This window comes from Ornithinibacillus jepli (assembly GCF_047228935.1).
Classification (GTDB): domain Bacteria; phylum Bacillota; class Bacilli; order Bacillales; family Amphibacillaceae; genus Ornithinibacillus.
On the sequence record NZ_JBFEGG010000002.1, the window covers coordinates 92,939 to 118,899 of the forward strand.

General features: G+C 37.9%; 23 protein-coding genes and 1 riboswitch. Of the genes, 7 read left to right on the forward strand and 16 right to left on the reverse strand.

Going from position 1 to position 25,961, the window contains the following annotated elements; genetic code table 11:
- Nucleotides 1–40 precede the first annotated feature (40 nt).
- Nucleotides 41–1,123 carry an AI-2E family transporter gene (locus AB1K81_RS08435; RefSeq protein ID WP_412976217.1) on the forward strand — a complete coding sequence of 361 codons (1,083 nt, stop codon included), beginning with the start codon at nucleotides 41–43 and terminating at the stop codon, nucleotides 1,121–1,123.
- A 136-nt stretch (nucleotides 1,124–1,259) separates the two neighbouring features.
- On the opposite strand, the gene AB1K81_RS08440 is transcribed toward AB1K81_RS08435, so the two are convergent.
- The gene (locus AB1K81_RS08440; RefSeq protein ID WP_412976218.1) at nucleotides 1,260–2,108 is read right to left on the reverse strand and encodes a GNAT family N-acetyltransferase; all 849 of its coding nucleotides are present in this window, start codon (nucleotides 2,106–2,108) and stop codon (nucleotides 1,260–1,262) included.
- 98 nt (nucleotides 2,109–2,206) lie between these two features.
- Between AB1K81_RS08440 and AB1K81_RS08445 the strand changes: the two genes are divergently transcribed.
- Nucleotides 2,207–2,386: an SE1832 family protein gene (locus tag AB1K81_RS08445; RefSeq protein ID WP_412976219.1), complete on the forward strand. Its 180-nt coding sequence runs from the start codon at nucleotides 2,207–2,209 to the stop codon at nucleotides 2,384–2,386.
- A 125-nt stretch (nucleotides 2,387–2,511) separates the two neighbouring features.
- Here AB1K81_RS08445 and AB1K81_RS08450 read toward each other — a convergent pair whose 3' ends face one another.
- A complete protein-coding gene (locus tag AB1K81_RS08450; protein WP_412976220.1) occupies nucleotides 2,512–4,338 on the reverse strand; it encodes a cation:proton antiporter in 1,827 nt (608 codons plus the stop codon).
- A gap of 288 nt (nucleotides 4,339–4,626) precedes the next feature.
- Here AB1K81_RS08450 and recQ point away from each other — a divergent pair, with 288 nt between their 5' ends.
- Entirely contained in the window at nucleotides 4,627–6,774 is a 2,148-nt protein-coding gene (gene recQ, locus AB1K81_RS08455) for a DNA helicase RecQ (RefSeq protein WP_412976221.1), read from the forward strand.
- 115 nt (nucleotides 6,775–6,889) lie between these two features.
- Here the strand turns inward: recQ and AB1K81_RS08460 are convergent, their stop codons facing one another.
- The 3 genes from AB1K81_RS08460 to AB1K81_RS08470 form a co-directional block, all read right to left on the reverse strand.
- Complete coding sequence (locus AB1K81_RS08460) at nucleotides 6,890–7,318, reverse strand: hypothetical protein (RefSeq protein WP_412976222.1); 429 nt, start codon at nucleotides 7,316–7,318, stop codon at nucleotides 6,890–6,892.
- A 255-nt stretch (nucleotides 7,319–7,573) separates the two neighbouring features.
- The gene (locus AB1K81_RS08465; RefSeq protein ID WP_412976223.1) at nucleotides 7,574–8,647 is read right to left on the reverse strand and encodes a DUF4179 domain-containing protein; all 1,074 of its coding nucleotides are present in this window, start codon (nucleotides 8,645–8,647) and stop codon (nucleotides 7,574–7,576) included.
- Complete coding sequence (locus AB1K81_RS08470; protein WP_412976224.1) at nucleotides 8,647–9,219, reverse strand: sigma-70 family RNA polymerase sigma factor; 573 nt, start codon at nucleotides 9,217–9,219, stop codon at nucleotides 8,647–8,649. The genes AB1K81_RS08465 and AB1K81_RS08470 overlap by 1 nt, the downstream gene beginning before the upstream one ends.
- Nucleotides 9,220–9,407: 188 nt before the next feature.
- Here AB1K81_RS08470 and AB1K81_RS08475 point away from each other — a divergent pair, with 188 nt between their 5' ends.
- Nucleotides 9,408–9,728 carry a hypothetical protein gene (locus tag AB1K81_RS08475; RefSeq protein WP_412976225.1) on the forward strand — a complete coding sequence of 107 codons (321 nt, stop codon included), beginning with the start codon at nucleotides 9,408–9,410 and terminating at the stop codon, nucleotides 9,726–9,728.
- A gap of 210 nt (nucleotides 9,729–9,938) precedes the next feature.
- On the opposite strand, the gene AB1K81_RS08480 is transcribed toward AB1K81_RS08475, so the two are convergent.
- The 3 genes from AB1K81_RS08480 to AB1K81_RS08490 all read right to left on the reverse strand — a co-directional run bounded on the left by AB1K81_RS08480 (nucleotide 9,939) and on the right by AB1K81_RS08490 (nucleotide 12,367).
- Nucleotides 9,939–10,718, reverse strand: a complete 780-nt coding sequence (locus AB1K81_RS08480; protein ID WP_412976226.1) for a class I SAM-dependent methyltransferase — start codon at nucleotides 10,716–10,718, stop codon at nucleotides 9,939–9,941.
- 57 nt (nucleotides 10,719–10,775) lie between these two features.
- Nucleotides 10,776–10,979, reverse strand: coding sequence for a hypothetical protein (locus AB1K81_RS08485; RefSeq protein WP_412976227.1), 204 nt, complete (start codon nucleotides 10,977–10,979; stop codon nucleotides 10,776–10,778).
- Nucleotides 10,980–11,092: 113 nt separating this feature from the next.
- Nucleotides 11,093–12,367 (reverse strand): aminopeptidase, encoded by a 1,275-nt coding sequence (locus AB1K81_RS08490; RefSeq protein ID WP_412976228.1) that lies wholly within the window; start codon nucleotides 12,365–12,367, stop codon nucleotides 11,093–11,095.
- Between the two features lie 191 nt (nucleotides 12,368–12,558).
- Here AB1K81_RS08490 and AB1K81_RS08495 point away from each other — a divergent pair, with 191 nt between their 5' ends.
- A complete protein-coding gene (locus AB1K81_RS08495) occupies nucleotides 12,559–12,876 on the forward strand; it encodes a winged helix-turn-helix transcriptional regulator (protein ID WP_412976229.1) in 318 nt (105 codons plus the stop codon).
- 52 nt (nucleotides 12,877–12,928) lie between these two features.
- On the opposite strand, the gene hutG is transcribed toward AB1K81_RS08495, so the two are convergent.
- From hutG to cls, 7 genes are all read right to left on the reverse strand, one after another.
- Nucleotides 12,929–13,879 carry a formimidoylglutamase gene (gene hutG / locus AB1K81_RS08500; RefSeq protein ID WP_412976230.1) on the reverse strand — a complete coding sequence of 317 codons (951 nt, stop codon included), beginning with the start codon at nucleotides 13,877–13,879 and terminating at the stop codon, nucleotides 12,929–12,931.
- A complete protein-coding gene (gene hutI / locus AB1K81_RS08505; RefSeq protein ID WP_412976840.1) occupies nucleotides 13,876–15,084 on the reverse strand; it encodes an imidazolonepropionase in 1,209 nt (402 codons plus the stop codon). Before hutI ends, hutG begins: the two co-directional genes overlap by 4 nt.
- Nucleotides 15,085–15,134: 50 nt before the next feature.
- Nucleotides 15,135–16,787 (reverse strand): urocanate hydratase, encoded by a 1,653-nt coding sequence (gene hutU, locus AB1K81_RS08510; RefSeq protein WP_412976231.1) that lies wholly within the window; start codon nucleotides 16,785–16,787, stop codon nucleotides 15,135–15,137.
- On the reverse strand, nucleotides 16,784–18,307 hold the full coding sequence (hutH, locus tag AB1K81_RS08515; RefSeq protein WP_412976232.1) for a histidine ammonia-lyase: 1,524 nt from the start codon (nucleotides 18,305–18,307) through the stop codon (nucleotides 16,784–16,786). The genes hutU and hutH overlap by 4 nt, the downstream gene beginning before the upstream one ends.
- Nucleotides 18,308–19,042: 735 nt before the next feature.
- Complete coding sequence (locus tag AB1K81_RS08520) at nucleotides 19,043–20,464, reverse strand: alanine/glycine:cation symporter family protein (protein ID WP_412976233.1); 1,422 nt, start codon at nucleotides 20,462–20,464, stop codon at nucleotides 19,043–19,045.
- A gap of 154 nt (nucleotides 20,465–20,618) precedes the next feature.
- Nucleotides 20,619–21,134, reverse strand: a complete 516-nt coding sequence (locus tag AB1K81_RS08525) for an acyl-CoA thioesterase (RefSeq protein ID WP_412976234.1) — start codon at nucleotides 21,132–21,134, stop codon at nucleotides 20,619–20,621.
- A 34-nt stretch (nucleotides 21,135–21,168) separates the two neighbouring features.
- Complete coding sequence (gene cls / locus AB1K81_RS08530) at nucleotides 21,169–22,605, reverse strand: cardiolipin synthase (protein ID WP_412976235.1); 1,437 nt, start codon at nucleotides 22,603–22,605, stop codon at nucleotides 21,169–21,171.
- Between the two features lie 145 nt (nucleotides 22,606–22,750).
- On the opposite strand from cls, the gene AB1K81_RS08535 reads away from it, so the two are divergent.
- Nucleotides 22,751–23,308, forward strand: coding sequence for a Rossmann-fold NAD(P)-binding domain-containing protein (locus tag AB1K81_RS08535; RefSeq protein WP_412976236.1), 558 nt, complete (start codon nucleotides 22,751–22,753; stop codon nucleotides 23,306–23,308).
- Here the strand turns inward: AB1K81_RS08535 and megL are convergent.
- On the reverse strand, nucleotides 23,280–24,494 hold the full coding sequence (gene megL, locus AB1K81_RS08540) for a methionine gamma-lyase (protein ID WP_412976237.1): 1,215 nt from the start codon (nucleotides 24,492–24,494) through the stop codon (nucleotides 23,280–23,282). The two genes, AB1K81_RS08535 and megL, sit on opposite strands and share 29 nt — an antisense overlap.
- Before the next feature lie 355 nt (nucleotides 24,495–24,849).
- Here megL and rarD point away from each other — a divergent pair, with 355 nt between their 5' ends.
- Nucleotides 24,850–25,761: an EamA family transporter RarD gene (rarD, locus tag AB1K81_RS08545; RefSeq protein WP_412976238.1), complete on the forward strand. Its 912-nt coding sequence runs from the start codon at nucleotides 24,850–24,852 to the stop codon at nucleotides 25,759–25,761.
- Between the two features lie 56 nt (nucleotides 25,762–25,817).
- Nucleotides 25,818–25,935: riboswitch (SAM riboswitch) on the forward strand.
- Nucleotides 25,936–25,961 lie beyond the last annotated feature (26 nt).

Below are 25,961 nucleotides of genomic sequence, written 5' to 3' on the forward strand. Positions count from 1 at the left end.
ATTATATGATTACCTTATAAAGAAAGAAAGTGTGATGTTCATGTTTAGTAAGCGTTGGTTTCAAACGCTAGTAGCGTTTATATTAGTTTTTCTATTAATCTATTTAATGTATTTAACGCGCTTCATCTTTGATCCTGTCTTAAAATACATCGGAGCAGTAGCCTTTCCATTCATTGCTGCAGGACTACTTTTTTATTTAACGAGGCCATTACTTAGAATTTTAATGAAATATAAAATACCACGGCTAATAGCTATACTACTTGTGTTCATTACATTAATCGGTGTCGGGTATGTATTTACTATCTTCGTCATTCCTATTGCACAAGACCAATATACAAGATTCGTGGAAAACATCCCTGCCATGATGCGAGGGGCCGAGGATGTCATTAATTACGTTCAAGATAACCAGAGTATCATTCCAGATGAAGTGTATAACACGATTGATAATATTATTGATAATATGCAAACGTATATTGAAGGGTTTATGGCTTTCCTATTTAGTTTTATTAGTCAGCTGATTGGTTTTGTCTTTGTCCTTGTCTTAGTACCGTTCTTCCTGTTTTTCATGTTGAAGGATGGGGAAAAATTTGTACCATTTGTAACGCAAATATTCGAAGCTAAAAAAGCTAGTAATCTACGTAACCTATTACGTAAAATTGACCATACGCTATCAGCATATATTCAAGGACAATTGCTGGTAAGCTTAAGTATCGGGGTTATGTTGTTTATTGGGTATCTAATCATTGATTTGAATTACGCCTTATCTCTTGCACTTTTTGGCATGATTATGTGTGTCGTTCCGTTTATCGGGCCATTTATTGCTGTATTACCGGCATTAATCGTTGGTGTATTTGAAGATCCAATGAACGTGGTGTGGATTGCGCTTATTATGGTTATTGCACAACAAATTGAAGGAAACTTTATTTCACCAAATATTATGGGTCATGTCCTACGCATACACCCGCTAACGATTATCACTGTTATTTTAGCTGCAGGTAGTATTGCAGGATTTGTCGGCATTCTGCTAGCCGTCCCATTCTATGCAGTAGTAAAAGTTATAATAGTTCATTTCTATGAAACGTTTCAGGATACGAGGAAGAATAAAGAGGATGCCTTAATATAGAAAAAACAGCGACTTTAGGGGTCGCTGTTTTTTGTGTTTTGTAATTCGGTATGTAGGATGGTCGTTAATGTTCCGGCAAAGTTGGTATTTCTGTTGAAAGCCCACACCACTAGTCCAAGCTTTCCACTCCAGAAAATCATTCAAAATAAAACTCCACAGACTCCCCAACCTCATCAAATCCTATCTTACGGTAAATGCTGTTGGAAGTAGGGTTTGATAGATCTGTATATAAACTACAAAACTTATATCCGTCATCTAATAGTTTTTGAGATAAAGCTGCTACTACGTTCGTTGCATAGCCTTTTCGCTTATGTTTATCTGGTGTAAAAACAGCATTAATTGTCGCACCATTTTTCGTTTTCCTTGAGTTATTTGCCATGGACACTATTTCTTGCTCCACTTCCCAAAGGTAAAGAGACTGATTTTGGATATAGGTTCTAGCCATACTATCAGCTTGTGGTTTGGTAATGCTAACATTTGCTTGTTCCCCAAACTGATGTAGCCAATCTCTCACGATAGGCAAATGCTTCTCCAATGCAGGGATTAGTTTACCATCAGAACTCAGTGACACCTTCACCTCATCCAGTTGGTAGATTAATTGTTTCATATGTAAATTGGCATTTTTTCTCGATACATCTTTCCACAGGCTAACAAATTGATTCGCTTGTTCATGTTGTCCGATAACCCCTGGAACAGGATATTTATGTCGATATAAAAATTGAACGATAGCTGGAATAACATTTTCATCTATATCTTTTACACTTGCAAGAATCCACTTATTTGGAGGTGTCTGCATAAATGCATAAATTGGCTCCCCATTCTCCTCCACAATTCCTAGCCGAATTCCTTCTGAGAATACTCCTAGTGTCTCTTTTCCTCTTTCCAGCAAGCCTAACATGAGATTATTTAACACTTCTTGCTCTAGAAGTAAGGCCTCAACACGATCTAAGTACCGCTTAATCGATGTTTCCAATAGTACTTTCATGCATTTATGCTCCTTTATAAGATAATTTAATTTATTTTACACCAATCAGTTGTTTTGTAAAGAGGTACACGCTAAACTTAATATAAGAGGTGAATGTTATGAAGAAAAAAGAACTTCAAGATAAATTAGATGAACTTAAATCCGATTACGTTCGAATTCAAAGTGATTTAGATAAATTAGTATACGTACGTGGCAGAGCATCCTCTGCCCAAGAACAACTAGCCCGTATCGAAGACGAAATAGCAGAAGTCTATAAAAAACTAGAAGCCTTTGAATAATCCTGGGACAGGGGGACAGGTCCGTTGACCCACCCACCGACTATAAACGACAAAAAAACTCTGTAGATCTCATTCTACAGAGTTTTTTCAGAAAGTTGTGGGACAAGGAACCTGTCCCCCTGTCCCTAATTTCCTATTCTTGCTTGAATTCTAGCTTTTTCTTTGTTTGGTGGCATTAAGCTAACGATAATGTCTCCTGTGCTTGGTACGGTTCGCATTTCTTCTGAGTAATATTTGATTATTCCAGATGGCTTAATGATATATAAGAATACTGTCTCTTCATCTTTTTCATCTAAATATTGCTTATAAGAGTATTGCTCCGTGATAGTCGTTTGACGGAATACAAATCCGTTATTAATCTTCTCTATTAAATCCTCTAGATTAACTTCTTGTTTAAATAAAATTCTACCTCCGACTTTTGACACGATGTCAGTGGATTTGTAGACTTTATCATAAGGACTAACTTTAAATACATTCGTACGACCATATTCAGGCATGAAAGTAGTACATACTAATGAATTATACGAATTACTATCCGTAGCTGCGATTAAATACTCGTAAGGAATCGTATCTAAGTGATGCTCTGTTTGCTCAGAAAGAAATTCCTCATGGTAAAAAGGTACTCCAGCTTCTCGAGCGAGTTTCAAATTCTCCCAAGAACGATCTACAATAATTATCGGTACATTTACCTTCGCTAGTGATTTCGCTAACTCAACAGTAAACTTATTACTACCTACAATTAACGTACCAGGTCTACCTTCCATCGATAGATTTAATTTCCTAGCTAACCAACCAATGGAGAACCCATGGGCAATAACTGTAAAGAATACAAGACCGAACGTTAAGGTTATTAGAATCTCCGCCTCTTCATATCCAGCCTCCAGTAAAACAGTGGCAAAATAACTAGCTACCGTTAAGGCAACAATACCCCTTGGAGCAATCCACCCTACTAATAATTTCTCATTAAACGTAAGTCCGCTTCGGAAAGTAGAGAGGAATATCGATAGAGGACGAACTAAGAACATCATTAGTAATACATAACCAATAATATTTGGACTAAAGATTTGTAGAATCGTTTCAATTTGTAAGGAAGCTGTTAGCATAATAAAGATTGCTGAAATTAACAGAATCGATATATTTTCCTTGAAGTGACGCATATCATGAACAGATGAAATTCCCATGTTAGCAAGCGTAATCCCCATTGCTGTTACAGACAACAAGCCTGTTTCATGCATAATTTCATCAGCAACAGTAAAGCAAAGAATAACTACAGTAAATACTGCAGGAGATTTCAGGAATTCTGGTATATGTCCTCTTTCAAATATAAAACCAATTCCACGTCCACAAGCCCAACCAAATATCGCAGCAAAAAGAGAGGCCGCAAAGAACATAACTAGTGCTGTACCATCAGGATCACTAGCAGTTAAATAAACAATAATTTCAAAAGCAAAAACAGCTAGTAACGCACCAATCGGGTCAACAATAATTCCTTCCCACTTCAAAATCTTGGCTGGTCTCGGTTTTAGTTTAGACTGTCGAAGTAATGGCATAATAACAGTCGGTCCAGTTACGATGAATAAGCCACCTATAACAAATGCAACCGGCCATGGTAAACCAGCTATATAATGTGCTGTTAAAGAACCAAGAATCCATGCAATAAAGGCGCCTATCGTGGATATTCTAAAAACCGGTTTCCCTAATCCACGCAGTTCTTTGAAGCTTAAGTTTAGGCTACCTTCAAATAGAATGATGGCAACTGCAACAGATATAATCGGACTATAAAGATTACCAAAATCTTCTTCTGGGTTGATGAAACCAAATATCGGACCAACAACTAGACCCGTTACGGCCATGACAACAATTGCTGGCATACGATAACGCCATGCTACCCATTGTGATCCAATACCTAAAAAGAAGATTAACATAACCTCGAATAATAATGACGGTACCATCACATGCCCCCTTTTTTTAAATATACGGTCATTCTATATTCATAAGTAAAAAAAGTAAACTATAATCACCTTATATTTTCGATACAAACATGTAACAATGAATATTTATATACATAGTATCCTCATTATTCATAATTTCATTATACATAACTTTATTGAAGCATTTCTCTATTTTCTGCAAGAAAAATAGTCTATTATTCAGATAAGAATTTGCTATAAAATTAAATTTTACCAACTCGTTAACTACTAATTTTTATGGTAGGATTAACAAATGAGAGGTGGAAAGACATGATATTAGAGCAAGAAAAGATTCTAAAAACTTATTTCGGTTACGAAACCTTTAGGCCAGGTCAAAAGGAAGTAATTGAACGAGTATTGGACTCAACTAATACACTAGCTGTTATGCCAACTGGTGGTGGTAAGTCAATCTGTTATCAAGTCCCTGGTCTTACACTCGATGGAACAGCTATTATCATTTCCCCGTTAATTTCACTTATGAAAGACCAAGTTGACTCTCTCCTAGCATTAGGGATTCCCGCAACCTTTATCAACAGTTCATTATCTACGGAAGAACAAGAAACCCGTATGAGTGAAATTGCCGATGGACGCTATAAGTTTGTTTATGTTGCACCGGAACGCTTTGAATCAAATGGGTTCATTCACGTGATCAGACAAACTAAACTTTCCTTAGTAGCCTTTGATGAAGCACATTGTATTTCACAATGGGGCCACGATTTCCGACCAAGTTACCGGTCAATCGTTCCTAACTTGAGAAAGATTGGGAATATACCTGTATTTATGGCTCTAACAGCTACGGCGACAGAAGAAGTTATTGCTGATATTCAGGAGCTTTTAACTATTGAGAAGCCCAATGTGATAAACACTGGTTTCGCCAGAGATAATCTCGCATTTCATATTGTGAAAGGAAAAGATCGGACAAGCTATATTCGAGCATTTTTAGAAGAACATAAAGAGGAGTCCGGTATTATCTATACCGCTACACGTAAACAAGCAGATACACTTTTCGATCAACTATCTAGCCGCGGAATGGAAGTAGCCAAATATCATGCCGGCATGTCCGAGCAAGCTCGCAAACAGGCTCAAGCTGCCTTTATTCATGACGAAAAGCCAATTATGATTGCAACAAATGCATTCGGTATGGGGATTGATAAATCAAACGTTCGTTATGTCATCCATTATTCCATGCCTATGAATATAGAATCCTATTATCAAGAAGCTGGTAGAGCTGGTCGTGATGGGGAAGCAAGTGATTGTATTTTGCTATTCTCTCCACAGGATATTCAACTGCAAAAATTCTTAATTGAACAGTCCCTTATGGATGAAGCAGCGAAACAAAATGAATATATGAAACTACAAGCAATGGTAAATTACTGTCATACTCAAGGTTGTCTAAGTGCTTTTATTTTGGATTATTTCAATGACAAGTTAACCTATGAAACTTGTGGCAAGTGCAGTAACTGTGTAGAAAAAGTGGAAAAGACAGATATAACGGAAGAAGCACAAATGATCCTATCCTGTGTGAAGCGAATGGGCGAACGTTTTGGTGTCAGTATGACTGCAAAAGTATTAAAAGGATCCAATGACAAAAAGGTCCATGAATTCCGTTTACACATGTTATCTACGTATGGCCTTTTGTCCGCTTATACAGAAAAAGAAATAACTGAGCGAATTCATTTTTTAGTAGCAGAACAGTTACTTTCAACAGAACAAGGTAAATTTCCTACGTTAAAGCTAAACCAAAATTCTGTCGAGGTGTTAAAAGGGAAAAGGACAGTCGAAATGTATACCGCTCCTATTCCTACTGGAAAAGAAGAAGATTATTACAAAGACTTGTTTGAAGAGTTACGTGCTCTGCGTAAAGAGATGGCTGACGAACTCGATGTACCACCTTATGTTCTATTCTCAGATGCAACCCTAAAAGAACTCAGTCGATACTTCCCTGACACGAAGGAAGATATGCTGGAGATTAAGGGAATCGGTGAGAAAAAATATGAACAATACGGAGAAGCATTCCTGACAGTAATTCAAAAGTGGCGGGGAAAACATCCTGAAGCAAGGACTAGAGTGAAAATTTCTGGTGCAGCCGCTCCTCCGAAACCAAAGAAAAAAGAGGAGGAAGGACCAAGTCATTTAGTTAGCTATAAACTATTTCAGTCTGGGAAATCCATCAAAGATATTGCAGTGATCCGCGAAATGACAACGATGACAGTTGAAAATCATTTATTCAAAGCATTTCAAGAAGGTTATCCAATAGCTTGGAATATCTTTTTCAACGAGGAAGAAGAAGCTACTATTTTAGCTGCCAGAGAGAAGACTATAGAAGAACCAAAATTAAAACCGTTAAAAGAAGCTTTACCAGAGGATTATGATTATACGAAGATTAAGGCTGTGTTGGTGAAGAATGGTTTGATGTAAATAATAAAGCTGATTTGCATCGCCCCTACTAAGATTTTGAGGTGGCGGTGCAAAATTTTTATTTTCTACCAAACTTTAGATACCATTATTTATGAAGAATGAAATAGGGAAATTATTAACTTCCCGATATCGTATCAAACGTTGACTCAATCCCATTATGAAATAGCTTAATATATTCATAATCTTGATCTACATCCACCTTATAAAATAATTCGTATGCTAATGACGAATTATTACGTTCTGCCGTTTCTTCACTTTTATATAAGATGTTTAGGATGTCATGATCTCTTTCCACATCAAATCCAGTAAAGTGGATTGCTTCCTCGCCTTGTGTCACATTAAACCCGTTTAAGTACACATATACTGCTTCATTCTGATTGTCATAGTATAGGTGAACTCCATTTTCCTGTTTCACACGATCAAAAAATGACTGGATATCTTGATGAATACTTTGTTTACTAAGTTCTGAATATGTTAAAGATGACTCTAGATTACATCCTGACAACAAAGCAATCCCGATAAATAATACGAATATCTTTCTCAAATAGTCTTCCTCCTCCAAGGCTACTTAGTCCTTAGCTAAGTATACAATTTCACCGCTACTCAAATCTCAAACATTAGATGTTCTCGAAACTCTCACTACCATCTTATGAAAAATTCGATACTAACTATAGTTTAGCATTAACATAATTTCCCAAATAAAATTAACAAAAAATAAATAACTGAAATTAGATGTTATTATTTCTAGAGGCTTTCATTCTTGATAAGGCGACATGCAAACAGAAGTATCGCCTTATCATTAATTAATTTCATTACTATCCTTATCCCGAACAACAATTTTATAAGGTGTGTCGCCAACAACATCCTTTAATTCTTCCGATTGTAAAAATGTTTGAATTGCACTTTCAATTTTGTTTGCTAAGTCAGGTGCTTTACTGTCCGATTTTTTGATGGTAGTTGTAATATAAATATGCATCGTACCATCTTTAAAGGAATACCCGACACCTTTTGTTTTGTACTCTTTCTTATTTAACATGCCTTCCCAAATGATTGGGAGAATATCCGCGGTCCATTTCCTCTCGATTTCTCTATTCGTAACATTAAATGGATGAAATTTAACCGTAACCTCATTAACTAAATCCTGTTTATTAACACTTTCAAGTATAACTTTTTCGATTTCATCGGTACGCTTTTCCGTATCTTCAATATCTACATCTATCCGTATATCCTCGCTCTCTGGACTAGGATATCCAAGTCCATATTGATGAATTTTATAACCTTGCTTTTGTAATTCAGGTATTAACTCATTTAGTTCCTCAAGTAAAAACATCGATGCTTCCTTTCTAGGCTCATTTTCATGTTCAACCATATAATCCGTAACCTGCTCTTTCTCAACCTCAACTTTAAAACCGTCATAGCCCCTTGAAGAAATTATAGTTTCTACCAATTCCTCAAGCTCATCTTTTACTTGATCATAATAATCCTCTGTTCCCTTAACTTGTACAAAATATGTTTTTTCCCGGACACTGTAACCAGCCCCTGAGATTTGATATCCCTTATCAATCAAATCATTCATAAGGGTATCTGTAACCGGCTTCTGTTCAAAAATCTTATTCAAAAATGGTATTTTCGAGGCCACTTCTGCCATTGCAGGTGATACAAATGTAGAGCCTATAAAGATTCCTAGTAATACTACACAGGTTGCCGTTATATAAGAAATTCTTTTTGCTAGGGACTGTCGCTGTTTTTCCTTTGGATACGAATCGTTATTCCTAATCTTTTGCTGAACACCATCTTTTATTCTGCCATCGATTTCATCACTATAATAATTCTCTTGATAATGTTCATGAATCTTCTTAAGTTCGTCTTCCACTAAAGCACCTCCCCTTCCTTAGCAACTATTCTCCGCCTCAACAGCTCTCTTCCTCTCGAAAGTCTGGTTTTCACAGTGTTTGTATTTAATTCTATAACGGAGGAAATTTCATTTATTTTTACATCATAAAAATAGTAGAGCACAATAACTACACGATATTTCATAGGCAATGCTAAAATTGCTTGTAGCAGTTCCTCATAGCGGTTAGCGGTAAGAAACGCTGTTTCCGTACTTTCAGTTCCCTTGACATTTTCTAGCCAACTATTTTCCAATAGTAATTGCTTTAAGCTTCTTTTCTTCAGAAAGTCTTTGGAAGTATTAACGGTAATCCGATATATCCAAGATTTTAATGTTGCTTCTGCTCTGAAACTATCTAAGTATTTGAATACCTTAAGAAAAACCTCTTGCGAAATGTCCTCTGCTAAACTACGATCCTTCACAAAGGAATAAGCAAGTAGATAAACTTTTTCAGTGTAAAGCTCCATGAGTTTCTCCATCACCGTTTCTTTATCTAGTTTTTCGATATCGATATCATCAATTGAGTACATTGCATGTAATTCCTTATTTCCCACTGTGTACCCCCTTCCTTACACTTTTTAGACATAGTAATTTTATAATTAGTTTCATTTTTTATTAGCCTTTTGTTGTAACATCATACTTTACTTAATAAATATGGAAATTTGTTTTTTAGTAACTCTTACTTCTAATTTACAAGGAATGGATGTATAATATAGAGCACTACTTAAGAAGGGGTGATTTGGTGAAAAAACTTATTACCCTTTTGGTCCTATTAACGGTTACTGGACAATTTTATTATGCTAATATCGATGGAAAACACGAGAACCAACTATTCACGCAAGAGTACGAGGCCCCTACGAACTCATCTTCAGCTGACTTTTCTCCATTTTCTAGTGGAGATGGAAAACTAAAGATTTCATTTACGTTATTTGGGACCTTCCTTGTTTTTGTATCCATACTTTCATTATCATGTAGCCCTTTCGTTCTAATGGTTAAAAGGCGAACGGTGCTATGTCCAAAATTTTACCAAGCCAATTATCTCGTTCATTCTCCTTTAAAATAAAAACTTTATTTTAGAGAAGGAGGATGTCATATGATGTGGGCACGTTTCATTATGATGGGAATCTTTTCCGTAACTGCGGTTTTCTTGATGTCATACCAAGGTACAGAGATTTACCATGCGTTCGTAGATTATTTCCGAAAAAACTAATAGTCTCTACGTAACTAGTTACTGATTATCCCGTATCACTAATCATAGTGGTACGGGATTATTTTATTTGGGACACTTTACCGCTCTCGTCGCTATAAACGTCTTAATATGGTGATCTAGCATTCTTCTACCACCAAAATCATCCTCATAAAATCCCGTAATGACAAATCCTGCGTCAATCTGACCTTGAATTTGATCCTCTAACGAGTGACCGAATTCAAATGCTCTTTTCGATTCACGATACTCCGCTAATTTTTCCTCAGATAACACTTCCAAATCCGAGTAAGGAATTTTATGGCGAACAACTAAATTACCTTTGTCTTCCTCTTCTTCATCGAAAATATAAAGTAATGGATTCGTAATGCCGGCGATTAGGATACCTTTTTCCTTCAATACTCTTGAGGCTTCCTGCCAAACTGGTAAAATATTATCCACAAATACATTGGAAACTGGATGAACAATCAAATCAAAAGTCTCATTTTCGAAAAAGTGAAGGTCTAACATACTGCCATGAATCGTCTTTAACGTTAGCCCCTCTCGTTGTGCAACGTACCGATCCTGATCGAGCTGTTTTTGAGAAAGATCCACTACTGTAACATCTGCGCCTGCTGCAGCTAATATTGGTCCTTGTTGCCCACCACCAGATGCTAAACATAATACCTTCAATCCATCAAGTGACTCCGGAAACCAATTTCTCGGTACTTTTTTCGTTGTCGTTATCGAAATCTCAAAGTCTCCATTTCTACTTTTTTCAATCATCGCTTTACTAACTGGCTTTGTATAAGCTACTCCATCCTCTACCTTTTTATCCCAAGCAAGGCTATTTTGCTTTAAAATATCCATTCTGTTATTCTCCTTTAATTACCTCTAGTGCCTTCGTAATATATTCGTCTTTGCTTTTTAACTCCATTTATTGTCAAACGCTTCGATATTCATATACAGTTGTTCATCTGTAATTGGTATCTTTTCTGCTTGTCCATCTTCACTTTTTATATCGGTATGATTCGCTTCCTCCTCACCATTAACAGGAAAAACAAAAATAATTGTTACAATCGCTAGTATAAAAATTAATAATATAATCGATATTCGCGTATATCGCTTCATGTTGTAAACCCCTTTGTATTTTTTTCTGAGCCCCCTTCTTATTACGAATTAATCAATAAAATGTTTCAATATTATAAAAATATTCATTTTGGAAATAAAAAAACTGCTACACCTTAAAGTGTAACAGTTCTATTAACTCTTTTTAATTTACCTTTAATATCTAATGCCCATGTTCCATTACGGAATACTGGCTCGGTTGTACCATCATATTTTACACCATCAATGTTTAGCTCTTCTGAACCGAACATGAAGTCAACGTGAGTTAAGCTGTCATTTACTCCATGCTTATCAAGTTCTTCTTCACTCATACTAGAACCATCTTTAATGTTTGTTGGATATGCTTTACCTAACGCAACATGGCAAGATGCATTTTCATCAAATAACGTGTTATAGAATAGTAATCCAGATTGTGAAACAGGAGATTCATGTGGTACTAGTGCAATTTCTCCTAGACGGCTTGCACCCTCATCTGTTTCTAGTAGATGTTTTAATGTATCTTCACCTTGTTTCGCTTTGAAATCTACTACTTTACCGTCCTTAAATGTTAACGTAAAGTTATCGATTAAGCTTCCACCATAGTTTAATGGCTTCGTGCTAGAAATTGTTCCATTGACACCATATTTATGTGGCATTGAGAATACTTCTTCTGTAGGCATGTTTGGATTAAATGTAATACCTTTTTCAGAAACAGCAGATCCACCTTTCCAAATATGACCTTCAGGAAGTTCCATTTCTAGGTTCGTACCAGGAGCTGTAAAGATAAGTTTTTTATAATTTTTGTCATTTAAAATTTCGCGAGCTGTTTTTAATGTTTCGTTATGTGCATCCCAAGCTGCAATTGGATCTTCTTGGTCGACACGTACAATCTTCACAATGGATTCCCAAAGGCTTGCGACTGCATCCTCTTTAGACTTATCAGGGAAGATTTTTTGTGCCCAATCCCCAGTAGGAATACTAATGATAGTCCATGTAATTTTATCGTTCATTGTGTATTTACGGAAATTAGTCATCGCTTGCGCAGCAGCCTTATTCGCTTTTGCTACTCGAGTTGGATCTATATCTTTTAGAAGGTCTGGGTTTGTTGAACGAATGTTTAATACCGCTGCCCCATCCTCTGCAAACGTATCATGAAGCTTAACCTTCCACTCTGGATAATCTGCGATTACCTCATCTGGTGCATATTGATATTTTAATAATGTTAACTCATCATCCACCCAGTTAATATGTACATCTTTTGCGCCTAATTCATAAGCTTTACGCACAACTAGCTTCGTGAAATCTAATCCTTCTAAAGGAGCGTTAATCATTAGAGCTTGTCCTTTTTGTAAATTTACACCTGTACGTAAAGCTAGTTCTGCATATTTTTCTTGAATTTGTTGAGATACCATTTTGTAACCTCCATAATTAATTATTCACATATTGCTATTATTTCACAAATTAACAAAATATCCAACTACATGGCTTATATTCTAACGGTATTTTTTGGGTTTTACTCATAGATAAGGTTATGATACAATTTAATTAGTTACTTTTTGTAAGCTAATGAACCGTTTCGATTCCATATTAATGAGGTGATTTTATGAGTGAATTATGTCCACGCTTTGAAAAAGCTATGCAAATTATTAGTAAACGTTGGGTAGGATTAATTCTTTTTGAATTATTAGATGGACCGAAACGCTTTTCCGAGATGGAATCGAATTTACCAATAAGTGGAAGGCTTCTCTCTGATCGACTTAAGATGCTGGAAAAGGAAGGCATTGTTATTCGTGATATTTATTCCGAATTTCCAGTACGTATTGAATATTCCTTGTCTAAGAAGGGTGAGTCACTTCGTCCTGTTATTCAAGATATTCAAAATTGGGCTAACGATTGGATTTCAGAGAAGGAAGTAGAATAGACATAATAGGGGTCTGTCACCATAGTGGGGCAAGACCCCTTCTCACTATCCTTTAAGCACTTCTTTTCCCCTTCATATACTCAAGCAATACATATGCCGCTACTCTGCTTGTCATATTTCGAAAATCGATAGTAGGGTCAATTTCTACGATGTCTAACGCTTTTACCGATTGATGCTGACTTGCAAGGTTTATCCCTTCTAAAAGAGTGGAGCTATCCATCCCACCCGGGCCAATTGCTGGACATCCTGGTGCAAAGGCTTGGTCTAGAACATCCATATCGACAGATAAATAAATATGTTCTACACGGCTAGAAAGTTTCTCCAGTTCGCTCGTTAAAATTGTGTTTAGCCCTTGTCCTCTTACATCTTTCATCGTATATACCGTGACGCCATTTTCTACCGCATAATTGTGATAACCTGCTGCATTCGTGAAATCTCGTATACCAATTTGAACTAAATCTTCACCAGATATAACCCCATTTTCTAATAACCTTCTAAACGGTGTCCCATTTGTAGGTCCACCATCTTCCGTATTTCTTAGATCATGATGCGCATCAAACTGAATAATTCCTACTGAGCCGAACTGCTCTTTACATGCTTTAATTGCAGAATAGGTAACAGAATGATCCCCACCTAAGAGAAACCAATTTTTTGCGGCATCTGTCTTAAAAATATCGGATAGCCCTAGATAGATTCTCTCCTGACTACCTGTAATATCTGTCGGATGCATCTCAATGTCACCAAAGTCGATAATCTCCTCCTCTAAATCAAACGTTTGTTCACCAGAGTAAACTGTATAACTTTGTAAGGAATCTCGTATAGTACTTGGGGCTGTAGCTGCACCCGAATGACTAATCGATGGCTTCGATAAAGGAAGTCCGACAATGCCAAAGGAGGCTGTTTTCCCTGTTGACCATTCGGTTAATAACTCCTTAGCCTTTTTCGTATACCGATCTTTAAATATTGCTTTGCCAGCAGGCTTCAAATAACGAAATTTAGTCATCGGATACCCTGCCTTTCATAGATGACTTTTCCATTTTTAATAACCGTATTCGTATGATTCACCCCGTAATGATACGGTATATAAAGATAGTTCGGTGCATCCCACACGACAATATCAGCCTTTCTACCAACCGCAATCGAGCCAGCGACTTTTCCTCTTCCAATAGCGTATGCCGCATTTACTGTAACTGCATGCCAAATTTCTTCCGGAGAAAGTTTCAATTTAAGTGCTGCAATAGACATAATCAATTGCAAGTTCTCCGTCACAGAGCTTCCTGGATTAAAGTCTGTTGAAATAGCTATCGCTGCACCAGCATCAATCATCTCGCGCGCTCGAGCATAGTCATCTTTCCCGAGATAAAAACTAGTTCCTGGTAAAATAACACCAATTGTATTCGAGTTTGCTAATCTTTGAATTCCTTCATCCGAAGTCACCGCTAAATGGTCCCCACTTATAGCACCAAGCTCAACCGCAAGCTCCGTACCACCTAAAGGATCAATTTCATCTGCATGAATTTTTAATCCAAATCCCTTTTCCTTTGCTTTCATTAAGTATCGACGGGATTGGGGAACCGTGAATACTCCTGTCTCCGTAAAAATATCTACAAACTCAGCTAAATTTTCTTGCTTTATTTCATCCAATAGGTCACTCATCTCTTGCAAAAATGCTTCCGGGTTATCCTTAAAATGTGCCGGAATTGCATGTGCACCTAAGAATGTAGAGACAATATCTATCGGATGCTTTTCATTCGCTTCTTTCGCCACTTTTAATTGTTTTAATTCCGTTTCCCGATCAAGCCCATATCCGCTTTTCGCTTCAACGGTTGTAATTCCATATGAAGCCATTCGATCTAGATGGAATAATGCTTTCTCTAGTAGATCTTCAAATGGTGTTTCTTGTGTTGCTTTTACAGTGGATAAAATACCTCCGCCTTGCTTTAAAATCTCTAAGTAAGGTACACCTTGTTGTTTCAGTGCCATCTCTTTTTCTCTGGATCCACCAAATACTAGATGTGTATGTGGTTCAACAAGTCCTGGGGTTACTAATCTACCTTTAGCATCCATCACTTGATTAGCTTCTAGAATCGTAGCTTCTTCCGTTGAACCTAACCATACAACCGTATCCCCTTTAATCCCGATTGCCGCATTTTGCCAAACCGTTAATTCAGACATATCCGCACCTTTTACCGGGCCTTTTTTATCCATTGGTAAAAGCTCACCAATATTTGTTATTAATAAATCTACTTGCACTATGATTACCCCCTCATCGGTATCGTGATATCGTGTTCATCGGCAAATGATTGTGCATCCTCATAGCCTGCATCTGCATGTCGAATAATACCCATTCCAGGGTCTGTTGTTAATACTCTTTCTAGTCTTTCTTTTGCGAGATCTGTTCCGTCCGCTACCGCTACCATTCCGGCATGTAAAGAGTAACCCATGCCTACTCCTCCACCATGATGGAAGGAAATCCAAGAGCCGCCAGCTGCCGTATTAATTAGCGCATTCAGCACTGCCCAATCCCCTACAGCATCACTACCATCTTTCATGCCCTCTGTTTCCCGGTTCGGTGAAGCAACTGAACCACAGTCTAAATGGTCTCTACCAATAACTATTGGTGCTTTTAACTCACCATTTCGAACCAATTCATTAATTGCTAACCCCATTTTTACTCGTTCTCCGTAACCTAACCAACAAATGCGCGAAGGTAATCCTTGAAAGGCAACTCTATCTCTCGCCATATCAATCCAACGAATTAATGCTTCATTTTCTGGGAAAAGTTCTTTTATTAGCTGATCCGTACGATAAATATCCTCTGGATCACCCGAAAGTGCTGCCCAGCGGAACGGTCCTTTTCCTTCGCAGAACAATGGGCGAATATATGCTGGAACAAATCCAGGGAAATCAAAAGCATTAACAATCCCTTCATCCTTCGCCACTTGTCGGATATTGTTCCCATAGTCAAATACTATCGAACCTTGCTCTTGATAGGTTAGCATCGCATCAACATGTTTCGCCATACTTTGCTTTGCTAGAATCATATATTTTTTAGGATCTGCTTGTCGAAGTTCAGCCGCCTCTTCCACCGTATATCCCAGTGGAATATATCCGTTTAATGGGTCATGTGCCGATGTTTGGTCAGTAACAATATCGATTTTAATGTCCTTATTTAAAAGCTCATGATGAACCTCTGCGGCATTCCCAAGTAATGCGATTGACAAAGCTCTTCCTTCAACTTTCGCTTCATTCGCCAGTTTAATTGCTTCATCTAGACTATCTGTCACCACATCACAATATTTAGTCTTTATTCGCTTTTCAATTCTGCTATTGTCTACTTCTACGGCTATTACGACCCCTTCATTCATCGTTACCGCTAAAGGTTGTGCTCCACCCATTCCGCCAAGTCCAGCAGTTAAGGTAATTGTCCCTTGTAAAGAGCCACCAAAATGTTTTTTCGCCACTGCTGAAAACGTCTCATATGTTCCTTGCAAAATCCCTTGGGTTCCAATATAGATCCAGCTACCAGCAGTCATTTGTCCATACATCATCAGCCCTTTTTGGTCCAGTTCATGAAAATGCTCCCAATTTGCCCATTTCGGCACTAATACGGAATTAGACAGGAGAACTCTTGGTGCATGCTTATGGGTTTTAAATACCCCTACTGGCTTACCAGACTGGATAAGCATTGTTTCATCATTTTCTAACTTCCGTAATGTGTTTACAATCGCATGAAATGCATCCCAATTACGTGCCGCTTTTCCAATCCCCCCGTAAACTACTAGTTCTTCCGGATTCTCAGCAACTTCCGGATCTAAATTGTTATAAAGCATTCGAAGTGCTGCTTCCTGTTCCCAACCTTTACATTCTAATTCAAGCCCCTTTTTAGCACGTACCTCTATTCTTTTCATACACTCTTCACCTCTCCCTTTTGTTTTATTACATCACTTTCCTCTGATTCTTTTAACCAATGTGTCACGTTTTCAATATCCGTAGAAAAGACACGATCTTTTGTAATACTTGGGACAATTTTTCTAGCCTTGTTATAAAACTCCTTTGTTTTTGTGGCCATTTTTTCAACACCTCGGAATTCTACTGCTTGCATAGCACAAATAAGTTCAATGGCTATGACACGTCTAGTATTTTGCAACATTGTAAGTGCATGTCTTGCCGCAATTGTCCCCATACTCACATGGTCCTCCTGATTGGCAGATGAAGGAATCGAATCAACACTTGCAGGATGTGCCAACGTTTTATTTTCTGAAACAAGTGCTGCTGCACTATACTGCATGATCATGGCTCCTGATTCTAATCCTGGATTAGGACTTAAGAAAGCTGGAAGATCATTTAACTGTGGATTAACAAGACGCTCGATTCTTCTCTCGGCAATATTTGCTAGTTCAGCAATACCCAATTTTAAAAAGTCCATTGTAAATGCAATCGGTTGACCGTGGAAATTACCTCCCGATATCACTTTTACATCCTCTGAAAAAATTAATGGATTATCGGTTACGGCGTTTATTTCTGTCGTCAGTTTTTCTTCTGCATAATGAAATGTTTGCCAGCATGCACCAAGCACTTGAGGAATACAACGTAACGAGTACGCATCCTGTACCCGAACCTCACCTTGGGAAGTGATTAAATCACTATCTTGTAACATTACACGTATTCGTTCTGCAACATCCATTTGTTCCTGGTGACCTCTTACTCGGTGAATATCGGCATCAAAAGCATCAATAATGCCATTTAGCCCTTCCATTGTCATCGCAGCGGTTAACTCACTTTGGTGTAATAATTTTTCCAACTCTAAATAGGTAATGACTCCTGTCGCTGTCATCGCTTGGGTCCCATTAATAAGAGCTAACCCTTCTTTTGCTTTTAATGTAATTGGTTCTAACCCTACAAGCTGAAATGCATCCATAGTTGACATTTGTTCTCCATGATAAAAAACCTCACCTTCACCCATAACGACTAGGGCAAGATGGGATAACGGTGCTAAATCCCCACTTGCACCAAGCGAGCCTTGTTGTGGTATAACTGGATGAACATTCGCGTTCACTAAATCAATTAACGCCTGAACTAGCTCAGGACGTACACCTGAATATCCTTGCGCAAGGGCATTTGCCCGAAGCAGAACCATTGCCTTACTAATTTTTTCATGAAACGGCTTCCCGACTCCACAAGCATGGGAATGAATAAGATTTAATTGAAGTTCCTCTAAATCTTCATCTTGTATCCGTTGTTCACTTAGTTTTCCAAAACCGGTATTAATACCGTAAATGATTCTTTTAGCGGATAACATTTCTTCAACGATTTTTCTATTTTGCTTTATTTTTTTGTATTGCTGATCACATAGAACGACATGTTCATTTTGAAATACAACTTTTTTTATATCGTCTAGTGTTAACGAATTACCTGTTAAAACAACCATTCCCCTCACCCTTTCGTAGTATTACTTTACTAAGATAAAGTGCGCAAACTAAAAGGAGGCTAGGTACACTACCTAACCTCCTTGATATTTACACTCGAACTATATTGATTGTAATAGGATCTCATAACTATGCCCCATTTTTAAATATTCTCACTCTTTATTGTAAGCGTTTTCTGACAATGATGCAATAGAATATTGTAGTAATAATATCAGCACGAATAGATGGTTGCGTTCTATTGGGTTTCGCTGTCCACTCTGGGTTCGGCGATTTTTTCCTGATGTTCAGCCGGGGGCTCTTCTCTTCGGCGACTTTCTGGTTTACTTCGGTGATTCTTCCTGTGGGTTCGGCTCTCCGCTCCGGGTTCGGCGATTCTTTCCTGAGGTTCGGTCGGGGGGCTCTTCTCTGCGGCGAATTTCTGACTTACTTCGGTGATTCTTCCTGTGGGTTCGGCTCTCCGCTCCGGGTTCGGCGATTCTTTCCTGAGGTTCGGTCGGAGGACTCTTCTCTTCGGCGACTTTCTGGTTTACTTCGGTGATTCTCCCTGTTGGTTCGGCTCTCCTCTCGGGGTTCGGCGATTCTTTCCTGAGGTTCGGTCGGAGGGCTCTTCTCTTCGGCGACTTTCTGGTTTACTTCGGTGATTCTTCCTGTTCGGCTCTCCGCTCGGGGTGGTTTGGCTTTCTATTCAGTGAAACAAATAGGCATCCGCCAATTAGACGAATGCCCACTGATAAAAATTATTTTTTTCCTTCTACCTGTCCAGCTTCCCAGAATTCTACTCCACTTGGATCATCCAATATTTCTTTATTGAAGACTGGGTCTTTACCGGCACGGCGTTGATCGCGATAATCTTGTAACACGCGATGAACAATTTTATACAACCTTGTAATAGCATAAAGGTTAATTAATGCCATAATAGCCATCGTTAAGTCTGCCAATGCCCATACAAAATCGAAGCTTGCTAATGCTCCAAAGGCAACCATTGCTAACACCGCAACACGATAGACAAATAGCCATACTTTACTATCTTTTATATAGCCGATATTACTTTCACCATAATAATAATTTCCTAATATAGAGCTATAAGCAAATAGGAATATTGCAATGGCAATAAAGATTCCGGACCAATCACCAACATGTTGGGCGAATGCATTTTGCGTCAATTGAATACCATCTAAATCACTACCAGCATAACCACCTGCAGAAATAATGATAAAACCAGTTGCTGAACAGATTAATAACGTATCAAAGAAAACTCCTAACGCTTGTATTAATCCTTGTTTTACCGGGTGAGAAACCTCGGCAGTTGCCGCAGCATTTGGTGCACTACCCATACCAGCTTCATTGGAGAATAATCCACGCTTTATCCCCATCATAATCGCAGCGCCAAATCCACCACCAGCAATCTCCCTTAGCCCAAACGCATTGGCAAAAATAAGAGAAAAGATTTCTGGAATGGCAGTGATATTAACAAGTACAACATAAAAAGCGATAACTAGATAAATAATTGCCATTACTGGAACTATTACTTGTGAAACATTTGCAATACTTTTAAGTCCACCAAAAATAACTAATGCTACTAAAATTAATAACACAATCGCCATCGTAGATTCGGAAATATGAAATTCACCTTCAAATGCAAGACTAATCGTGTTCGATTGTACGGAGTTAAATACAAGACCATACGTAAACGTAATCGTAACGGCAAAAATAATTCCTAACCAACGACTGTTAAGCCCTTTTTCCATATAGTAAGCCGGACCACCGCGATATTGATTTTTATCTGGAACTTTATACACTTGGGCTAATGTACTTTCCACAAAGCCAGATGCTGCACCTAGTAATGCAATAATCCACATCCAAAAGATCGCACCAGGTCCACCTACTGCAATAGCTGATGCTACCCCAGCAAGGTTGCCAGTTCCTACTCTTGATGCCGCACTAATGGCAAAGGCTTGGAAAGATGACGTACCCTTCTTTTCCGAGGCATCGATACTTCGCTTATCAAAGATAACGCGAAACATTTCTGGTATGTTTAGAAACTGAACAAATTTAGTCCTAATTGAAAAATATAATCCTAACCCAATTAAAACGATGATTAATACATACGACCATAATATATTGTTGGCTTCACCAACTAGGTTTTCGATAAATGTCATTTATGTAACCCCTTTCTATGATGTCTTAACTACATACTTATTGCTTAGGATAACCAAATATGAAATTTTCCCTCATAATAAAGAAAGAAGCCCTAGATAAATAGACTCCTTTTCCTAGTAAAAACGCACATTTAATTATTTTACTTTAAAATCCTTAATTATTCCACGGATATGTTGTTCCAAACCTTTCCGCAAACTCTCTTGAATATTTTCTACGTTCCCTACGACGCTCTGCTCGTAGCGGCGCACCTTCATATAATAACTTCTCTGATTCAGTCTCTGGATAGACTTCGGGTACTGGAACAGGTCGTAAGTTTTCATCTACGGCTACAAAGGTTAAAAAGGCAGTTGCACATACTTTCCTATCCCCCGACAGCAAGTCTTCCGCTACAGCCTTTACAAATACTTCCATTGACGTGTTACGTGTCCAGGTTACAAATGCCTCAACACAAATAGAATTTCCTTGTTTGACTGGTTCTAAAAAGTCGACTGAATCGGTAGAAGCCGTAACGACTGCTTTACGACAATGGCGTACAGCCGCGATTGCTGCCACATCATCAATATGCGCCATCAGTATCCCACCAAATAAAGTACCATGGTAATTCGTGTCTGGTGGCAATACGTGTGAGGTTTTGACCGCTAATGAACTAGAACATGGTCTTTTTTCCATTTAATAATCACTCCAATTTAAAAAATTACTTAACCTATAGTATCGGCGATAATAACCGTGATATTGATTCTTTAATACGGATGCCTATCGAACGTTTGTTATAAAGTTTCTTCGTCATTTGGGTAGAGTTTTCTACATCTTCATGAAATGCTTCAACTAACTTGGAAGCTAGAGCTCGATCATATAGAAATGCATTTACTTCAAAATTTAAACGGAAACTACGAACGTCAATATTAGCTGTTCCAACTGAAGCTATTTTCCCGTCCACTACAATCACTTTCGAATGTAAAAAGCCTTTTTGGTATATAAAAACTTCTGCCCCTGCCTCTAGCATATCCCCTACATAGGAAAGGGTAGCCCAATAAACAAATGGATGATCTGGTTTATTTGGAATCATAATCTTTACCTTTACACCTGATAAAGCTGCAATGCGGATGGCATCCTTTAAACTTTCATCCGGAATAAAGTAAGGTGTTTGTATATACACATACTCTTTTGCTGACATAATCATTTTGATGTACCCGTTTTTAATCTGTTCCCAGTCGGAGTCAGGTCCACTCGAAACGATTTGCACACCAGCTTTACCATATGTTTCAGAAGAATAGAAACGGTCATGGTAATGAATATCATGTTTCGATGCTTGATTCCAGTCCAATATAAAGCGCGTTTGCATACCTTGCACAGCATCCCCACAAATCCGTAAATGAGTATCACGCCAGAAACCAAACTTTTTACTTTTCCCTACATATTCATCCCCTATATTAAAGCCACCAATGTAACCTATTTTTCCATCAATAATAGCAAGCTTCCGATGGTTACGATGATTTACTTTAAAATTAATCTTTGGGATTATCGATGGGAAGAAGGCTTCTAATTGTACACCAGCCTTTTTAAGAAGTTTGATAAATTTCGGCCGTAAATAACGGGTACCTAATGCATCATAAAGCACCCTAACTTCCACACCCTCTTTAGCCTTTTTCATTAACACGTTGGCAATTTTTTGCCCTAATTCATCATTGCGAATAATGTAATAGAGTAGATGAATATGATTAGTTGCCTTTTCCATATCGGCTAATAGTGATTTAAACTTCGATTCACCATCTACAAATATATCGATCTGATTGTTTTGGGTAAAGATAGCATCATCATTTCGTAAATGTAAATAGTATAAGTCCTTATATTCCTTCAAATCATGAAAAATAAATTCATCTTTTTCAATGGATCTAAGCTGTGATTGAACAATCTTTTTTACCCCAAGTTTTGCCTTTAAATCCCAAGTGAAGATTCGCTTTCCGCTTATTCTTCTTCCAAAAATCAAATAAACTAAGAACCCGACTACTGGGATAAAAAGTAATACCATTAGCCATGCCCAAGTAGCTGACGCATCCTTACGCTCTAGAAAAACAATAGAAATCCCTAATGCAATGTTAAAAATAATAATAGCAAATAACAAATATGGCATGAATTCCATACCAATTACCCCTTTGAGTTTTATTAATAAAAATTGATACTAGTTACCACACTAATTCATATAAGTAACTTTAGCATACTACTGGAATGCTCGATTATACAAAACTACTCATTATATAATAATATAACAGAAGGGAGATGAAATCATGAGTAAAGATTTATTTGCATTAGTAATTGGTGGAACTGGCATGTTAGAAAAAGTATGTCACTTTCTAGCCATAGAAGGCTATGATGTATATGTTGTACATCGGGATAAAACGAGATTTCAAGCGATGCAATCAAGGAGTACACATCCTGATAAGCTATTTTCTATTAGGGTTGATTACCATGATGAAAAGACACTTCAAAAGAAAATTCAAGAGACAATCCAAATTAAGGGTTGTTGCCCGGATATAATCGTAAGTTGGATCCATAATTCTGCACCGAATGCATTACCTACGATATTAAAAGAAGTTAGCGTGAGGAAGAAACCGTGGAAGCTCATCCATGTTCAAGGGAGCTCTTCATTTTTCGTAAAAGAAAACACGACTGTACCCGAAGTGTGCGAATACAGACGTGTCTATTTAGGCTTTGTTTTAGAAAATGAAAACGCTAGGTGGCTTACTCATGAAGAAATCGCAAATGGCATCATTAAAGTTATTCATGGTGATTATAAAGAAACCGTTATAGGCACGCTTAAGCCTTGGAATAAGCGTCCGAGTTAATATTAATTTGATTTAGGGCACTCTCTAAGTCTGCCCAAATATCTTGCCAAGCTTCAAGTCCTACTGACAGACGGATTAATTGATCCGTTATCCCCATCTTTTCCCTAGATTCTTCTGGTACTACTGCATGGGTCATCGTAGCTGGATGCTCAATTAATGTTTCGGTGTCCCCTAATGACACGGCTATTTTTAAGAATGAGAGCTGGTTTAAGAAGGCTTGTGCGTCTTGCTTTTCTCCTTTTATTTCAAAGGAAATGACTCCCCCACCACGCTTCATCTGTCTTTTCATAATAGAATAATCCGGATGAGCTTCATCACTTGGATAGTAAACATTCGTAACATTTGGGTGAGTCTTTAATCGCTTAAATATCTCTTCCGCATTATCACAATGTCTCTCCATCCGAACAGGCAACGTCTTTATCCCTCTTAATAATAACCACGCATCAAAAGGAGCCATGACACCACCGATGTCCTTTAATGTTGTCATGGCAACTTCATTTAAAAATTCCTTTTTCCCCACGGCAAGACCGGCTATGACATCTCCATGTCCACCAATATATTTCGTTGCACTATGAATGACCACGTCACAGCCCAACTCTAATGGATTTTGTAAATAAGGAGATGCGAAAGTATTATCCACGACAACTGGAATACTGTATTCTTTGGCAACCCTTGCTACCATTTGTAAGTCAATTAGCTTCATCGTTGGATTAATTGGAGTTTCTACATAAATACATACGGTTTCTGGTTTAATTTTGGAACGTATTTCTTCCTCTGTCTCCATACTGGAAAAGTCATGTGTAATATTATATTTTTCTTTCATCATCGTTAGTAATCCGAATGTACAGCCATAAAGTCCTGAAGAACAGAGAATATGATCATTAGCCTTTGTTAAGGCAATTAGAATAGCAGAAACCGCTGCCATTCCTGAACCAAATGCAAGTCCTCTTTCCCCGTTTTCTAACGCAGCAATCCTTTCTTCCAGTATGGTTACGGTTGGATTTCCGAGTCGTGAGTAAATATAGCCACCTTCGTCACCGGCAAAGCGTCTTTCCCCTTGCTCTGCAGTGTTAAATGTATAGGTTGAGGTTTGGAACAATGGTGGGGTAAGGCTTCCTAACATATCTTTTGAATCGTACCCTTCATGAATAACGGATGTTTCCATATGCTTATATGAACGTGCCATTTTTCTCCTCCTCTTAGTAATAAAATAGATTTTTTTAAAAATAAAGAAAAGGTATTTTGCTCTGAGCAGCCCGTATACACGGAGACTCCTGCGGGAGGATAGGCATCGGTGAGACCCCGCAGGAGCGATAGCTCTGAGGAGGCTCACCAGCCGCCCGCGGAAAGCGGAGTGTATACGGGCTGCGGACCCGGTAAGGAGATTCTTACCAAAGGACCTTTTCTAAAAATAACTCTACTAATATCATATTCTATTACACCTAAAAATGAAAGCGTTTTCTTTTTAAGCCTTTTGATTGCGTTTTTGTGAAATCAGTTCTACAATTGTCTTTATTTATTATTAGAAAAGAAGGGGTAAGATGGAGCAGAAAACAGATAAAATTGGGGTTCTTTATGCGGCCTTTGCGTACGTCGTTTGGGGGCTTCTTCCGATTTATTGGAAGATTATTGATGATGTCCCTGCTGGGGAGATTTTGGCACATCGAATTATATGGTCCTTTATTTTTATGATTGTTGTCGTGCTAGTGATGCGAAAGTGGCGTGGGTTTATTAAAGAATGTATTCGTATTATGAAGGATAAGAAAAAGCTAATCAGTATTACACTAGCTTCTGTCGTAATCAGTTTAAACTGGTTAATTTATATTTGGGCTGTTAACAGTGACCATGTACTCCAAGCGAGTTTAGGGTATTATATCAATCCATTAGTTAGTATTTTACTAGCAATCATTGTACTGAAGGAAAAGCTAACGAAGAGCCAAACGGTTTCCGTTATTTTAGCAGGTATTGGGGTTTTATATTTAACGATTAGTTATGGTGTTTTCCCATGGGTATCGCTCGTTTTAGCTTTTAGTTTTGCATTATATGGGTTATTTAAAAAGATGGTCGATATTCCAGCCATGTATGGATTAACAATTGAAACGATGATTGTAACACCGATTGCGCTAATCTATTTAGGATTCATACCAGTACATTCTTTCTCTGTACAAAATATCACATCAACGGAAAATCTCTTTTTAATCGGTGCTGGTGCCATGACCGCCATACCGCTGCTCCTATTTTCTAGTGGAGCAAAGCGTATTCCACTTGCAATGGTAGGCATCCTGCAATATATTGCTCCAACTTTAATGTTATTCATTGGTGTATTTATGTATCATGAAACATTTACTACGGAGCATCTCATTGCATTTAGCTTTATTTGGGTCGCTCTAGTTATTTATTTAGGATCGATTTATCGATTCCCAATCCGGAAACTGAAATTACCGGAGCGCTAAATTTATTATTGACATATCATAGCCATACCGATAATATAATATTCAATAAATTAAATCTCTTATCAAGAGTGGTGGAGGGAATAGGCCCTATGAAGCCCGGCAACCTTAGGTGAAAGCAAGTCTTTCCTTAAAAGGTGCTAAATCCTACAGGTCAATTGATCTGGAAGATAAGAGGAGGAACGGTTACTTTTAAATACGTG

What these genes read in the sequence shown, in the direction of transcription:
- AB1K81_RS08435 (WP_412976217.1), top strand. Translation starts at nt 41, where the DNA reads ATGTTTAGTAAGCGTTGGTTTCAAACGCTAGTAGCGTTTATATTAGTT.
- AB1K81_RS08440 (WP_412976218.1), bottom strand. Translation starts at nt 2,108, where the DNA reads ATGAAAGTACTATTGGAAACATCGATTAAGCGGTACTTAGATCGTGTT.
- AB1K81_RS08445 (WP_412976219.1), top strand. Translation starts at nt 2,207, where the DNA reads ATGAAGAAAAAAGAACTTCAAGATAAATTAGATGAACTTAAATCCGAT.
- AB1K81_RS08450 (WP_412976220.1), bottom strand. Translation starts at nt 4,338, where the DNA reads ATGGTACCGTCATTATTATTCGAGGTTATGTTAATCTTCTTTTTAGGT.
- recQ (WP_412976221.1), top strand. Translation starts at nt 4,627, where the DNA reads ATGATATTAGAGCAAGAAAAGATTCTAAAAACTTATTTCGGTTACGAA.
- AB1K81_RS08480 (WP_412976226.1), bottom strand. Translation starts at nt 10,718, where the DNA reads ATGGATATTTTAAAGCAAAATAGCCTTGCTTGGGATAAAAAGGTAGAG.
- AB1K81_RS08485 (WP_412976227.1), bottom strand. Translation starts at nt 10,979, where the DNA reads ATGAAGCGATATACGCGAATATCGATTATATTATTAATTTTTATACTA.
- AB1K81_RS08490 (WP_412976228.1), bottom strand. Translation starts at nt 12,367, where the DNA reads ATGGTATCTCAACAAATTCAAGAAAAATATGCAGAACTAGCTTTACGT.
- AB1K81_RS08495 (WP_412976229.1), top strand. Translation starts at nt 12,559, where the DNA reads ATGAGTGAATTATGTCCACGCTTTGAAAAAGCTATGCAAATTATTAGT.
- hutG (WP_412976230.1), bottom strand. Translation starts at nt 13,879, where the DNA reads ATGACTAAATTTCGTTATTTGAAGCCTGCTGGCAAAGCAATATTTAAA.
- hutI (WP_412976840.1), bottom strand. Translation starts at nt 15,084, where the DNA reads ATGGATAAAAAAGGCCCGGTAAAAGGTGCGGATATGTCTGAATTAACG.
- hutU (WP_412976231.1), bottom strand. Translation starts at nt 16,787, where the DNA reads ATGAAAAGAATAGAGGTACGTGCTAAAAAGGGGCTTGAATTAGAATGT.
- hutH (WP_412976232.1), bottom strand. Translation starts at nt 18,307, where the DNA reads ATGGTTGTTTTAACAGGTAATTCGTTAACACTAGACGATATAAAAAAA.
- AB1K81_RS08520 (WP_412976233.1), bottom strand. Translation starts at nt 20,464, where the DNA reads ATGACATTTATCGAAAACCTAGTTGGTGAAGCCAACAATATATTATGG.
- AB1K81_RS08525 (WP_412976234.1), bottom strand. Translation starts at nt 21,134, where the DNA reads ATGGAAAAAAGACCATGTTCTAGTTCATTAGCGGTCAAAACCTCACAC.
- cls (WP_412976235.1), bottom strand. Translation starts at nt 22,605, where the DNA reads ATGGAATTCATGCCATATTTGTTATTTGCTATTATTATTTTTAACATT.
- AB1K81_RS08535 (WP_412976236.1), top strand. Translation starts at nt 22,751, where the DNA reads ATGAGTAAAGATTTATTTGCATTAGTAATTGGTGGAACTGGCATGTTA.
- megL (WP_412976237.1), bottom strand. Translation starts at nt 24,494, where the DNA reads ATGGCACGTTCATATAAGCATATGGAAACATCCGTTATTCATGAAGGG.
- rarD (WP_412976238.1), top strand. Translation starts at nt 24,850, where the DNA reads ATGGAGCAGAAAACAGATAAAATTGGGGTTCTTTATGCGGCCTTTGCG.